13 protein-coding genes and 1 tRNA gene are annotated in these 12607 nt (G+C 62.7%); 6 read left to right on the top strand and 8 right to left on the bottom strand.

All coding sequences use genetic code 11. The features are described from left to right. Positions 1-39: 39 nt before the first annotated feature. Both rpmI and infC read right to left on the bottom strand, forming a co-directional pair. The gene (rpmI, locus tag AC5ZG5_RS25445) at positions 40-240 is read right to left on the bottom strand and encodes a 50S ribosomal protein L35 (RefSeq protein ID WP_028164829.1); all 201 of its coding nucleotides are present in this window, start codon (positions 238-240) and stop codon (positions 40-42) included. Between the two features lie 470 nt (positions 241-710). Further along, positions 711-1250 carry a translation initiation factor IF-3 gene (gene infC / locus AC5ZG5_RS25440; protein ID WP_130229242.1) on the bottom strand — a complete coding sequence of 180 codons (540 nt, stop codon included), beginning with the start codon at positions 1248-1250 and terminating at the stop codon, positions 711-713. 223 nt (positions 1251-1473) lie between these two features. Here infC and AC5ZG5_RS25435 point away from each other — a divergent pair, with 223 nt between their 5' ends. Both AC5ZG5_RS25435 and AC5ZG5_RS25430 read left to right on the top strand, forming a co-directional pair. Continuing rightward, positions 1474-2265, top strand: coding sequence for an alpha/beta hydrolase (locus tag AC5ZG5_RS25435; protein WP_456644528.1), 792 nt, complete (start codon positions 1474-1476; stop codon positions 2263-2265). A gap of 24 nt (positions 2266-2289) precedes the next feature. Then, entirely contained in the window at positions 2290-2760 is a 471-nt protein-coding gene (locus AC5ZG5_RS25430) for a nuclear transport factor 2 family protein (protein ID WP_456644527.1), read from the top strand. On the opposite strand, the gene queG is transcribed toward AC5ZG5_RS25430, so the two are convergent. Next, positions 2750-3946 carry a tRNA epoxyqueuosine(34) reductase QueG gene (gene queG / locus AC5ZG5_RS25425; RefSeq protein WP_456644526.1) on the bottom strand — a complete coding sequence of 399 codons (1197 nt, stop codon included), beginning with the start codon at positions 3944-3946 and terminating at the stop codon, positions 2750-2752. The genes AC5ZG5_RS25430 and queG overlap by 11 nt on opposite strands. After that, positions 3895-4587, bottom strand: a complete 693-nt coding sequence (locus AC5ZG5_RS25420) for a glutathione S-transferase family protein (RefSeq protein ID WP_028164834.1) — start codon at positions 4585-4587, stop codon at positions 3895-3897. Before AC5ZG5_RS25420 ends, queG begins: the two co-directional genes overlap by 52 nt. Before the next feature lie 269 nt (positions 4588-4856). Here AC5ZG5_RS25420 and AC5ZG5_RS25415 point away from each other — a divergent pair, with 269 nt between their 5' ends. Next, the gene (locus AC5ZG5_RS25415) at positions 4857-5663 is read left to right on the top strand and encodes an undecaprenyl-diphosphate phosphatase (RefSeq protein WP_028164835.1); all 807 of its coding nucleotides are present in this window, start codon (positions 4857-4859) and stop codon (positions 5661-5663) included. Positions 5664-5923: 260 nt separating this feature from the next. Here the strand turns inward: AC5ZG5_RS25415 and AC5ZG5_RS25410 are convergent, their stop codons facing one another. Continuing rightward, the gene (locus tag AC5ZG5_RS25410) at positions 5924-6913 is read right to left on the bottom strand and encodes a complex I NDUFA9 subunit family protein (RefSeq protein ID WP_456644525.1); all 990 of its coding nucleotides are present in this window, start codon (positions 6911-6913) and stop codon (positions 5924-5926) included. Between the two features lie 153 nt (positions 6914-7066). Between AC5ZG5_RS25410 and AC5ZG5_RS25405 the strand changes: the two genes are divergently transcribed. The 3 genes from AC5ZG5_RS25405 to AC5ZG5_RS25395 all read left to right on the top strand — a co-directional run bounded on the left by AC5ZG5_RS25405 (position 7067) and on the right by AC5ZG5_RS25395 (position 10075). Continuing rightward, positions 7067-7153 (top strand) — tRNA-Leu (locus AC5ZG5_RS25405). Positions 7154-7370: 217 nt separating this feature from the next. After that, on the top strand, positions 7371-8351 hold the full coding sequence (locus AC5ZG5_RS25400; protein ID WP_456644524.1) for a formylglycine-generating enzyme family protein: 981 nt from the start codon (positions 7371-7373) through the stop codon (positions 8349-8351). Continuing rightward, a complete protein-coding gene (locus AC5ZG5_RS25395) occupies positions 8348-10075 on the top strand; it encodes an arylsulfatase (RefSeq protein ID WP_456644523.1) in 1728 nt (575 codons plus the stop codon). The genes AC5ZG5_RS25400 and AC5ZG5_RS25395 overlap by 4 nt, the downstream gene beginning before the upstream one ends. Before the next feature lie 77 nt (positions 10076-10152). On the opposite strand, the gene AC5ZG5_RS25390 is transcribed toward AC5ZG5_RS25395, so the two are convergent. The 3 genes from AC5ZG5_RS25390 to AC5ZG5_RS25380 form a co-directional block, all read right to left on the bottom strand. After that, a complete protein-coding gene (locus tag AC5ZG5_RS25390; RefSeq protein ID WP_456644522.1) occupies positions 10153-10914 on the bottom strand; it encodes a glycosyltransferase family 2 protein in 762 nt (253 codons plus the stop codon). Positions 10915-10917: 3 nt separating this feature from the next. Beyond that, entirely contained in the window at positions 10918-11757 is an 840-nt protein-coding gene (locus AC5ZG5_RS25385; RefSeq protein ID WP_456644521.1) for an FkbM family methyltransferase, read from the bottom strand. A gap of 118 nt (positions 11758-11875) precedes the next feature. Further along, positions 11876-12505, bottom strand: coding sequence for a class I SAM-dependent methyltransferase (locus AC5ZG5_RS25380; RefSeq protein ID WP_456644520.1), 630 nt, complete (start codon positions 12503-12505; stop codon positions 11876-11878). Between the last annotated feature and the right edge of the window lie 102 nt (positions 12506-12607).

Below are 12607 nucleotides of genomic sequence, written 5' to 3'. Positions count from 1 at the left end.
GACGGGAGCTGTGTGGAACGCAGCTCGGCTCAGGCGCGATCAGGCGTTCGGCAAGAAGTACTTCTTGATGTTGTCGCCGTCGGTCTTGAACAGCACGCGGGTGCCGCGCAGCTGGCGGATCTGCTTGTTGGTCCGCTTGATCATGCCGTGGCGCTTGCCGCGCTGGGCGTGCATCACCTTGCCGGTACCGGTCACTTTGAAGCGCTTTTTGGCGCCCGATTTGGTCTTCAGCTTGGGCATTTGGCTCTCCTTAAACGCCAGCACGAAACCGCCCCGCGGGGGGCGTCGGCCGACCAAAATGCTCGTTAGAGCGTTGAATGTGCTCAGGTTTTTCGCAAATGAAACAACCCGCACAGAACGTCGCCACGGCAGCCCTTGATCAGCCGGGCGGCGAAGGCTGCGCTTATGGCAGAGTAGGGGCGAATTGGCAATCCCGGAACGAAGGGGTCTCTTGCCTCCCCCGCAAGCGCGACCTCCGCAGAAGGTCAATGTTTTCGAGCTCCCGGCGGACCCGACACCCTCCGCCGTCATTCCGGGGCGCGCGAAGCGCGAGCTCGGAATCCATTTAGCCGCGTACTCAGCCGCCCGATGGATTCCGGGCTCGCGCTTCGCGCGCCCCGGAATGACGGCGGAGGGTTGCGGGAAGCGAAACGAAAACGCCCGCCGGATCGGTCCGGCGGGCGTTTCCTTTCATCGATCGACAATTCGCCTCAGCGCGGCGCCAGCACCATCACGACCTGACGTCCCTCGAACTTCGCGTCCTGCTCGACCTTGGCGTATTGCGCGACGTCGGCCTTGACCTTGTCCAACAGCTTGGTGCCGATTTCCTGGTGCGCCATTTCACGACCGCGGTAGCGCAAGGTGATCTTGACCTTGTCGCCTTCCTCGAAGAAGCGCTGCATCGCGCGCATCTTCACGTCGTAGTCGTGATCGTCGATCATCGGACGGAGCTTGATCTCCTTGATCTCGACGACCTTCTGTTTCTTGCGGGCTTCGGCGGCTTTCTTCTGCGCAGAATATTTATACTTGCCGTAGTCCATGATCTTGCAGACCGGAGGACTCACGTTCGGCGAAATCTCGACCAGGTCCATACCGGCTTCCATGGCCATCTTGATGGCCACCATGGTTTCCACGGTGCCCATATTGGTACCGTTCTGGTCGATTAGCTGGATCTGCGCGTTGCGGATTTCATCGTTGGTGCGCGGCCCGTCTTTGGCGACAGCGGGCGGGGCTCTATTGGGACGGCGAATGGGTAACTCTCCAAAGTTGTGAAGGAAGGCGATATTTTGAAGCAATACGTGGCAACGGGCAAGCGTGCTCGCAAGTTGCATCCTAAAACCGTCAAATGCGCGGCATTTAGGTCACGCGATAGGGCAGATATTTGGTGAGCGGATACTCTACAAGGCGAGACACGTTCCCTGCTCACGGTTTGCCCGTGCCCATCGAAAACGCACCGATGAGAATGACGATCCCATGACCACCTCCGCGACGATCGACCAGGAACCAGAGTTCATCGAGGTAGGGAACAGCGCCGAACGCCGCCGCATTGCGGTGCGTGCGCGCGGAGGTCGTAACCCCGGGCTATTCTGGCTCGGCGGCTTCAATTCCGACATGAGGGGCACCAAGGCGGTCGCGCTCGACGCGTGGGCGGTGGAACAGGAACGCGCCTTTGTCCGGTTCGATTATTCCGGCCACGGCGAATCCGGCGGCAAGTTCATCGACGGCACCATCGGGCGCTGGCTCGAGGACAGTGTCGCAGTATTCACGCGGTTCTGCAGCGGGCCGCAGGTCGTGATCGGCTCCTCGATGGGCGGCTGGATGGCGCTATTGCTGGCGCGCGAGCTTTCCAGGCGTGCCAACAGCCGCGCCTCGCTCGCGGGAATGGTGCTGATCGCGCCGGCGCCGGATTTTACCGAAGAGCTGATGTGGAAGGGCTTTTCGCCGGAAATTCGTGCCGAGATCGAGACCAAGGGCGTCTGGCTGCGGCCGTCGCAATATGGCGATACGCCCTATCCGATCACGCGGGCGCTGATCGAGGAGGGACGCCATCATTTGTTACTCGGAGCCAAGATCGATGTTGGCTGTCCGGTGCGCATCCTGCAGGGCGCGCAGGATCCCGACGTGCCCTGGCAACATGCGTTCACGCTGGCGCATCGGCTGCCGAGCGAGGACGTGGTGCTGACCATGATCCAGGACGGCGACCACCGCCTGTCGCGCCCGCAGGACATCGCCCGCATCATCGCCGCAGTGAAGGAGATGGGCTAGGCTGCCGGGCAGGGAGGAATAACAATGGACACAACGAGCCTGCTTCGCGCCTTCTGCGATGCGGTCGAACAGCGGAAGGGCGCTGCATTCGCTGATTTGTTCACGGAAGACGGCGTCTATCACGACGTGTTCTATGGCGCTTTCACGGGGCATGCCGAGATCGCTGGCATGATCGACGATTTGTTCTATCGCACCGCGTCCGATTTCCGCTGGGACATGCACGACCCCGTCAGCGACGGCCATACGCTCTATGCGCGCTACACCTTCAGCTACCGCTCGACGCTGCCGGAGGCTGGTGGCGCGCGGGCAATGTTCGAGGGCGTCGCCATCATGAACCTTCGCAATGGCCGCATCGCGGAATATCACGAGGTCGCCAACACCGCGCCTGCCTTCGTCGATATGCACTTTGCGCCGGAGCGAATCGCAAAGATCGTCGCCAAGCAGGGTGACGCGCTGAAGGCGCGTCCCGAAATGGCGCGGCATCTCATGAAGTAAGGACCGCGAGCCGCCACTCTTCGCATACGCGCTGATCGGTCTCCGCATCGACTGTCTTGGAGGCCAGCGCGGCAAATGCCTGTGGCTCCATCAGTTGCGACAACGCCCACACCGCTGCGCCGCGAACCAGCGGACTTGCATCGTCGAGCAAGCGCTCGGCCTCGCCGGCCAAGGCAGCATCATCGGAGTTGCCGATCGCGATCAGCACGTTGCGGACAAAGCGGTCGCGGCCGATACGCTTGACCGGCGATTTCGAGAACAGCGCGCGGAACGCGGCATCGTCGAGCCGCACGAGGTCGGCAAGCACTGGCGCGCGCAATGCCTCGCGCGCTGCGAGTTTCGCTTCGCGCCCGGTCTGCGCGAACTTGTTCCATGGGCATACCGCGAGGCAATCGTCGCAGCCATAGATGCGATTGCCGATCGCCTTGCGGAATTCGCGCGGGATCGGTCCCTTGCTCTCGATGGTGAGATAGGAGATGCAGCGCCGCGCATCGAGCTTGTAGGGCGCGGGAAATGCCGCGGTCGGGCAGATGTCCTGGCAGGCGGTGCAGGAGCCGCAATGATCGATGTCGGCGGCATCGCGCGGCAGCTCGCTTGCGGTGAAGATCGCGCCGAGGAACAGCCATGAGCCGAAGTCGCGCGACACCAGATTGGTGTGCTTGCCCTGCCAGCCGAGGCCGGCGGTTTGCGCGAGCGGCTTTTCCATCACGGCCGCGGTGTCGATGAACACCTTCACTTCATCGCCGCTGGCCGCGACCAGCCACCGCGCCAGCGCCTTCAGCCGCTTCTTGATCACGTCGTGATAATCATCGCCCTGCGCGTAGGCCGAGATCGCGCCGCGGTCGCGGCGCTTCAGGATCTCGAGCGGGTTTTGGTCCGGCCCGTAGTTGACGCCGAGCATGATGATCGAGCGCACGCCGGGCCAGAGCGCGCGCGGATCGCTGCGGCGCTCAGGATGCGCTGCGAGCCAATCCATGTCGCCATGGCCGCCCAGGTCGAGGAACTCGCGGAAATATTTCGCCGCGCCGCCGATCGCGCCGGGATCGGTGACCCCGATACAATCGAAACCGAGCGCGCGGGCTTCGTGCTCGAGCGCGGATCTGAGATCGGCCGGTGAAAGCTTGGGCGGTGGGGTCAGAAGTCGAGGTCCACATAGGTCCGCGACGCCGGCACGCCCGCCAGCCATTCGCTGAGCAGCGGGCGGAACGACGGGCGGGATTTCACCCGTGCGTACCACGCTTTTGCTGCGTCGTCCTCGCTCCATGGCACGTCGCCCAGATAGTCGATCGCCGAAAGATGCGCCGCGGCGGCGAGATCCGCGTAAGTGAGCCGGTCGCCGGCGAGATAGTTCCGCGTCCGCGCCAGCCAGCCGATATAGGTCAGATGATAGCGCACATTGGCCTTGCCGGCGCGCAGCACCTCGGCGTTCGGGGCACCTCCGCCATCCTCCTCGCTCATGAAACGCTTGTAGATGCGCTCGGTCACCAGCGGATTGGAGGCCTCCTCGAAGAACTTGTCGTTGAACCACGACATCAGCCGGCGCACCTCGACGCGTTCGGCCATCGAGGTCGGCATCAGGCGCCGGTCGCCGGCATTGAGCCCATGCGCCTCGTCGAGATATTCGGCGATCACGCCGACACCGGGAACCGGCGGGAAACCCTCGGCGATCAAAGTCGGCGTCGTTGCCGCCGGATTGAGCGCCAGATAGGCCTCACGACGTTCCCAGACCCGTTCCTCCACCAGCCGCAGATCGAGCCCGTATTCACCGAGCACCAGGCGAATGAAACGGGAATGCGGACAGAACGGATGATGAAACAGCGTGTACATGAAGTCCTTCAGCAGTTCACGACCTGATCTTGTCGAAGCCGCGGCAGACCCGGGACACTAATTCACGATGCGATCAGATGAAATCGGATCGTGGTCCCATGTCTTTGTTTGAGCATGATCTTTGCGCAGAACCGGCCTGCCACTTCTCCGGATCATGCTCTAGCCAATCAGACGAATCAGGCAACCCATGTTTGGCGTTTTTAGCGATTGCAGCAAAACGGGGAATAGGCGAGAAGCACCCGATTTCTCCAGCAAAAGCAGGCCACATCATGATGACCGATACGTTACGTGCGGTGATTCTGGGCATAATCGAAGGCGTCACGGAGTTCCTGCCCGTTTCATCGACCGGCCACCTCCTGCTGGCGGAACGATTCTTCGGTCTCGGTGAAGGTGCCTTCTGGGACAGCTTCACCGTGCTGATCCAGCTCGGCGCGATCCTTGCCATCGTCGGACTCTATTTCGGCAAATTGTCGCGTGTCGCGCTCGGCATGTTCTCCAATGCGGATGACCGGCGCTTCGTCATCGGCGTGCTGGTCGCGTTCCTGCCCGCCGTCATCGTCGGCCTCATTGCCGGCAAATACATCAAGAGCGTGCTGTTCAATCCATGGATCGTCTGCTTCTCGCTCATCGTCGGCGGCGCCATCCTGCTGTGGGTCGATCAGCTTGAGCTCAAGCCGCGCGAACATGACGCGACGAGATATCCGCTGCTGATGTATCTGTGGATCGGCATGGCGCAGTGCGTCGCGATGATCCCGGGCGTGTCGCGCTCCGGCGCCTCGATCGTCGCGGCAATGCTGCTCGGCTCCGACAAGCGCGCGGCGGCGGAGTTCTCGTTCTTCCTGGCAATCCCGACCATGATCGGCGCCTTCGCCTATGATTTCTACAAGAACCGCGCCGAGATGACGACGGACAATCTATGGATCGTCGCAATCGGATTCGTGGTCTCGCTCGTCACCGCCGTGGTCGTGGTGAAGACGTTCCTCTCCTATGTCACGCGCCACGGCTTCACCCTGTTCGCGTGGTGGCGCGTGATCGTCGGCACGCTCGGCCTGATCGCGCTGGCGCTCGGAAGGTAAGGGTCAGGCCGCTGTACGGAATATCTTCGCTTGCTCCGTTCCGCCTCTCCCGTTGTGGGAGAGGCCGGATTTCGCGCGTCAGCGGGAAATCCGGGTGAGGGGTTTCTCTCCGCGAGTACGGTAGTCCCTTGAGAGAGACCCCTCACCCGGATCGCATTCCGCTTCGCTGCATGCGTTCCGGCCTCTCCCACAAGGGGAGAGGCGGGAAGCTGCGGACGTAGCTTCGCTTCATATCGACATTCGTGGTTATGCGTGCCGGCTCAAGCCCCGGACGGCGGACGATACGCATTCTTGCGCTCGAACTGCCCGGCCGGGCGGAAGCGCCAGAGATATTGCGGGGCGATGGCTTCCAGCGAATCGGGGGTGATTCCCAGCCCCTCGAAGGTGAGGCCGGCGGCCTTGGCCGTATCCGACACCACATTGTCCTTGCGCAGCAGCTCGACCTGATCCGCCGTGAGCTTCAGCGCGCCCGGCGCGAATTGCAGGAACGCGGCCAGGATCCTGGCAAGGCCGAACGGCAGGGAGACCAGCGCGCGGTCGCGATCGGTGATCTCAAGGATCGTCTCCATGATCTCGCGCATGGTCAGCACTTCCGGGCCGCCCAATTCGTAGGTCGCGCCCGGCTTGGTCTTGCCGTCGACGGCATCGGCCACCGCGGTGGCGACGTCGCCGACAAAGGTCGGCTGCATCTTGGTCAGGCCGCCGCCGACCAGCGGGATCGCCGGCGACATCCGGGCCATCGCCGCGAAACGGTTGGTGAACTGATCCTCCGGCCCGAACACCAGCGACGGGCGCAAGATGGTGGCCGATGGCGAGGCCGCCAGCACCGCCTTCTCGCCAGCCGCTTTGGCGCGGGCATAGGCGGAAGTCGAATCGGCATCAGCGCCGATCGCCGAGACATGCACCACGCGGGCGCCCTCGGCGCTCGCAGCGGCGGCCACCGCCTCGGCGCCCTTGGCCTGGACCGCCTCGAAGGTCTGTTCGCCGCTTTCGGCGAGGATGCCGACCAGGTTGATGGCCACGTGCGAATCACGCATCGCTGATACCACCGAGGCCGGGTAGCGCAGATTGGCCTGGACGGCGTGGATCTGGCCGACCTTGCCGAGCGGCTGCAGGTGCCCGGCCAATTCCGGCCGCCGGACGGCGACGCGGATGCGGTAATCCCGCTTGCACAGCGCCCGGACCACGTGCCGCCCCAGGAAGCCCGATCCGCCGAAAACCGTGACGAGCGTTTCCAGGTTCGATGCCATGGGTCAGTTCCTGCGGGTCGAAATAGCTGCGATTTTGGAGCCTGTTGGGCCGGATGTCGCGATACGCCATCGCGGTCACCCTGTACAGACTATTTGAGTTTCCAATCGTCTATTTGACAAGCGCGCGACCGATCCTTACTAACCCCGCCACGTGCCCAGGTGGTGGAATTGGTAGACGCGCTGGCTTCAGGTGCCAGTGGCCTCACGGCCGTGAAGGTTCGAGTCCTTTCCTGGGCACCACCGTTCTTTGCAAGGGGTTGAATCGCTGATTTCGAGCCGCTGATTCCTGACCGGGCTCGGCCGAGCTACGGTCCTGACTGCCAACGCTCGTAGGTCAGCAGCAGTGACATTTTTCCGGCTCGCCACCTGTGGTAGATTTTCGCCACGTCCTTGACCGCTTTGACTGAATTTCGGGGACGTGCAGGCGACAGTCGCGGATCCGTGTCGGGAAGTGCGCATGTTGGAGCCGGGCATCGAAGGCACGCGAGGGCCGACCGATCTCGCCGCCGGTGACATGGTTTGGATTCCCGGCGCCACTTTCCGGATGGGTTCCGACAATCATTACCCCGAAGAGGCGCCCAGCCATCGGGTAAGCGTGGACGGCTTCTGGATCGACCGCGCGCCGGTGACCAACCGCGCGTTCAAGGCGTTCGTCAACGCGACCGGCTATGTCACCACGGCGGAGATTCCGCCGAACCCGAAAGACTATCCCGGCGCTCTGCCGAAGATGATCTATGCCGGCTCGCTGGTGTTCTCGCCGCCGCGTCGCGTGCACAATCTGCGCGACTGGAGCCAGTGGTGGACGTTCATGAAGGGCGCCAACTGGCGGCGCCCGTACGGACCCGGAAGCAACATCAAGGACCTCGACGACCATCCGGTGGTGCACGTTTCGTATGCCGACGCGCTCGCTTACGCGAAATGGACAGGTAAGCAGCTTCCCACCGAAGCGGAATGGGAGCTTGCCGCGCGCGGCGGTCTGGATGGTGAGGAATACGCCTGGGGCAACACGCTGACGCCTGACGGCAGGCACATGGCCAACACCTGGCAAGGCGACTTCCCGATCCAGAACATCTGCGAAGACGGCTTTCCGCGTACCTCGCCCGTCACGGCATTTCCGCCGAACGGCTACGGCGTCTACGACATGATCGGCAATGTCTGGGAATGGACCGCCGACTGGTGGTCGGCCCGTCACGAAGCTGACAGCGCCAAACCTTGCTGCATTCCGCAGAATCCGCGCGGCGGCCCCGAGCGCGCGAGCTTTGATCCAGGTCAACCGAACATCCGCATCCCCCGCAAAGTCTTGAAGGGCGGCTCGCATCTGTGCGCGCCGAACTATTGCCGCCGGTATCGGCCCGCCGCCCGGCATGCCGAACCGGTCGACACGTCGACGAGCCATGTCGGTTTCAGGTGCGTAGTCAGAAATGGGAGTGAACGATGAATTCGGAGAGGAAACAGTCGTTTCTCGATCGCCGCAACTTGCTTTTGAGCGGGACGGCCCTGGTCGCCGCAACGCTGACCTCCGAGGCGCTCGGCCAGGACCAGAAGTCCGCCGCGCCGGCTCCCGCCGCATCGCCACTGCCCGGCGACCGCAAGCCGAACATTCTCGTCATCTTCGGCGATGACATCGGCATCGCGAATATCAGCGCCTATTCCGGCGGTCTCATGGGCTATGAGACGCCCAATATCGACCGGATCGCCCGCGAGGGGATCAGATTCCTGCATTACTATGGCGAGCAGTCCTGCACGGCAGGTCGAGCGGCGTTCCTGACCGGGCAGCATGGAATCCGGACCGGACTGACGAAGGTGGGCTTCCCCGGGGCGCCGATGGGAATGAGCCAGCGTGATCCTTCAGTCGGCGGCCTGCTCAAGCAGCTCGGTTACGCGACCGGGCAATTCGGCAAGAATCACGTCGGCGATCGCAACGAAACCTTGCCGACCGTGAATGGCTTCGACGAGTTCTTCGGCAATCTCTACCACCTCAACGCCGAGGAAGAGCCCGAGCTGCCCGATTATCCGAAGGATCCCGCCTACCGCGCCAAATTCGGACCGCGCGGTGTGTTGAGGTGCAAGGCCACCGACCGCGACGATCCGACGGTCGATCCGCGCTTCGGACGGATCGGCAAGCAGACGATCGAGGATACCGGCGCGCTCACCAAGAAGCGCATGGAGACCATCGACGACGAGACCTCGGCGGCGGCGATCGATTTCATGAAGCGCCAGCAATCGGCGGGACGGCCCTTCTTCTGCTGGTTCAATTCCACACGCATGCATTTGCGAACGCATGTGCGCGACAGCCATCGCGGGCGCTACACGCACGGCGACAGCGAGTATGCCGACGGCATGATCGAGCACGACGACACGATCGGGGCCCTGCTCCGCGCGCTCGACGACATGGGCATCGCGAACAACACCATCGTCGTCTACACCAGCGACAACGGACCTCACATGAACACCTGGCCGGATGGCGCCATGACCTGGTTTCGTTCGGAAAAGAACACCAATTGGGAAGGCGCGTTCCGCGTGCCCTGCCTAGTTCGCTGGCCCGGCGTGATCAAGGGTGGAACGGTCACCAATGAGCTCATGAGCCACAACGACTGGATACCGACGCTGTGCGCGATCGCCGGAGAAGGCGATATCGTCAACAAGCTGCGCGCCGGCTACACCGCCAACGGCATCGACTACAAGGTGCATCTCGACGGTTACGATCAGTCGCAATTTCTCCGCAGCGTGAGCGGCACTGCGGCAAACAACAACGGGGTCAAGAGCGCCCGCGACAAGTTCTTCTACGCCGACGATGATGGTCTGCTCGTCGCCTTTCGAAAGGGCGACTACAAATACGTCTATGCCGAGCAACGCGCTCCGGGGCAGTTGCAGGTCTGGGCCGAGCCTTTCACGAGATTGCGCCTGCAGAAGATCTACAACCTGTTCCAGGATCCGTTCGAGCGGGCGGACATCACCTCCAACACCTACTGGGACTGGAATCTCAATCAGATCGGTGGGGTCTACGGCGCAATGGACGATGTTTTCCAGTTCGTGGCTACATTCAAGGAGTTTCCGCCGCGTTCGTTTCCGCCAAGCTTCGTGCCGACAACGATCATGGACGAGGCAATCGCTGATCTGAAGGCGGCGAGGAGACGGGGGACGGTTGGCACAGGCAATTAGCGCCGCGCTCAGCCATGCCGCAAATCGTTAACGGCAAGGCCGCCGAGCATGTGAACAAGCTCTCCGGCTCGCTGCCATCAACGCTCACGCTTGGTTTGCGCTGAATATTCCGCGAGACGCCGCCATTTCGCGGCGGAATATTGCCGGTTGTACTGGGCCACGCCCCAGCCGGCGGCTCCGTCCAGGAAGCCCAGGCGCAGAACGTAGACTTTCAGGAAAGCGGCCAGACCATGCAACGGCGCAGCGAATGGGCCCGCGCGGCGGCCGCGGGCGTTCATCTGCTCGGCCGCGGCCCGGGAATAGCGGTCGATCTTGTCCTCGGCGTCGGACCAGGATTCGATCGAATCATGCTCGATGGTGACATCGATCCGCCTGATGGGGCCGTCCACGATCAGCCCCTCGTGGACCAAATCGTCGGAAAACCGGGCCTGTCCGCGCTGGAATAGCCGAACGATGTAGTCGGAAGACCAGCCTCCGAATCTCAGCGCCTTGCCGCAGAAACGCGATCGCCGCAGCGTCTGGTAGGCGGCAGGCGCGTCCGGCGCATTGATGGCGCTCCTGATGCGTTTCCCAAATTCCGGCTCGATCCATTCGTCGGCGTCAAGCGACAAAACCCAGTCGCCTCGCGCCAGCGCGAGCGCGCGGCTCTTCTGCGGCCCGTATCCCGGCCAATCCGATGTCACGACCACGCGCGCGCCACTCTCGCGGGCGATCTCCACCGTTCGATCGGTGCTGCCGCTGTCGACGACAATGATCTCGTCCGCATCAACCGAACGCAGGCACCGCGCAATGCAGTGCTCTTCGTTTTTGGTGATGACGATGAGCGACAGCCGCGGCATGCGTCATCCCGCAGATGGCTCGGCCTGCGCGGATGCGGCCATCGGGCTACCGTTCGTCGTCAATTTGATCCAGAGGATATCGGTCTGGTCTTCGATGCGGCGCAGATCCTTGAGCTCAACGCGGACGGCCTTGGATGACGTGCCAGCAAGCTGATGCGGGACAAATCCAGCCGCAAGCAGCCGATCGACCATCCCTTCGACCGACAGATCGCCGTCGCGGCTCAATTGAGGCGAGTACTCCGTGATGACGGCATCGGCGCGCGCGAGTGCCTTGACGGCGCCGGCGAGAACCGCGGGCTCAAAGCCCTCGACATCGATCTTCATCAACAAAATTCTGTCCTGCGCCAGCCCAAGGGCGTCGAGCGCGGAATCGACGTCGGTCAGCGGGACCATGCGCGAGCCCAGGCCATAGTTCTTGATCAGCGAGTGGCGCCCGTTGTTGGACCTCTTGTAACGGTGCAGGTGCGCGTGCCCGACGGCGGCTCCAACCGCGCAAGGGTAGACGACGACCTTGTCGATGTCGTTGATCGTGAGATTGCGATCGAGCAGCCAGGCGTTGGTCGCATCCGGTTCAAACGCCACCACGGTGGTGACGGAGGCATGTTGAGCCGCATGCACCGCGTGCCAGCCGAGATTGGCGCCGACGTCGACGACGATCCCCTTCGGTCGGTTTTGCAGGTACTCGCCGATCCAGTCGGTCAATTGCGGTTCAAACCGGCCATATTTTGCGATGTGACGGCCGATGACGTCGCGGCACTGGACGAAGAAGCGCAGCTTCGACCCTGTTGCATAGGTCTGGAACGACGTGCCTTGCGGCATCATCCAGGCGAGCAGGAGCTTCATGGATTGGAGCGGTCTGGGTATTCGGCGCATCGTCCTGATCGTATCCCGATCTCCCGGCCTCTTCGGGAGGAGATCGTCCGTACAAAGCGGGCGAGCTAAAGTCCAGACGCTGCCAAGGTCAGGGGAGGGCGGTCCTGCGGAATAGGCTGAACTGGAACGACTGCTGCGTGCTCCATGGCGTTGCGTGCCTATGTTGTCGGTGGTCGGTGAGCTGGAACGCGGGAGCCAGAATCCGGCCGAGGCTTTCAGGGTCATAGCGCACCACAGGCAAGCCACTGCAGCGCTCCGGTCCGTCCAATGCAAAGGTGGCGATGATCGCGTGGCCTCCAACCTTCACCGCTTGCTTCAAGCAGTCGATATAGGCGGTACGGTCGCGCTGCTCCGTCAGGAAGTGGAACGCGGCACGATCATGCCAGATGTCGTAGGTCTTTCGCGGCTCCCACGTCGTGACGTCAGCGACGATCCAATCGACCTTTGTAGCCCGGTCCCCAAGACGGGCTCTGGCAACCTGCAGCGAAGCTTCGGATATATCGAGCACAGTCACATCCTCGAACCCATTCTCGATGAGGTTATCGATCAAACGTGAAGCACCGCCGCCGATGTCTATGATAGCGGAGGCGCGCGTCGCTCCGACCTGCATGATCAATTCGATTGAAGGAGTTGGGCTCTGTTGAAACCAGCTGACTTCGTTCTCGGACTTGCTGGTGTAGACGCTTTGCCAATGAGCCTGTCGATTCTCGCTGTGCACGGGTTTGCTCCGTTGGTCCAGCTTGCAGCCGGTGGCCCGGATGGAGCGCAGCGCGCAACCCAGGTTACGGCATATTCACCCGGTTCCTGCCTCTTCGATCCT

The organism is Bradyrhizobium sp. Ses1, assembly GCF_059512365.1.
The sequence above is the reverse complement of the archived record's forward strand: the minus strand, read 5'-3'. Positions and strand labels throughout refer to the sequence as shown.

Bases quoted from the DNA above. Each gene is read 5' to 3' on its own strand.
- rpmI (WP_028164829.1), bottom strand. From the start codon at position 240: ATGCCCAAGCTGAAGACCAAATCGGGCGCCAAAAAGCGCTTCAAAGTG.
- AC5ZG5_RS25435 (WP_456644528.1), top strand. From the start codon at position 1,474: ATGACCACCTCCGCGACGATCGACCAGGAACCAGAGTTCATCGAGGTA.
- AC5ZG5_RS25430 (WP_456644527.1), top strand. From the start codon at position 2,290: ATGGACACAACGAGCCTGCTTCGCGCCTTCTGCGATGCGGTCGAACAG.
- queG (WP_456644526.1), bottom strand. From the start codon at position 3,946: ATGGCTGGCGGGCGTGCCGGCGTCGCGGACCTATGTGGACCTCGACTT.
- AC5ZG5_RS25420 (WP_028164834.1), bottom strand. From the start codon at position 4,587: ATGTACACGCTGTTTCATCATCCGTTCTGTCCGCATTCCCGTTTCATT.
- AC5ZG5_RS25415 (WP_028164835.1), top strand. From the start codon at position 4,857: ATGATGACCGATACGTTACGTGCGGTGATTCTGGGCATAATCGAAGGC.
- AC5ZG5_RS25410 (WP_456644525.1), bottom strand. From the start codon at position 6,913: ATGGCATCGAACCTGGAAACGCTCGTCACGGTTTTCGGCGGATCGGGC.
- AC5ZG5_RS25400 (WP_456644524.1), top strand. From the start codon at position 7,371: ATGTTGGAGCCGGGCATCGAAGGCACGCGAGGGCCGACCGATCTCGCC.
- AC5ZG5_RS25395 (WP_456644523.1), top strand. From the start codon at position 8,348: ATGAATTCGGAGAGGAAACAGTCGTTTCTCGATCGCCGCAACTTGCTT.
- AC5ZG5_RS25390 (WP_456644522.1), bottom strand. From the start codon at position 10,914: ATGCCGCGGCTGTCGCTCATCGTCATCACCAAAAACGAAGAGCACTGC.
- AC5ZG5_RS25385 (WP_456644521.1), bottom strand. From the start codon at position 11,757: ATGAAGCTCCTGCTCGCCTGGATGATGCCGCAAGGCACGTCGTTCCAG.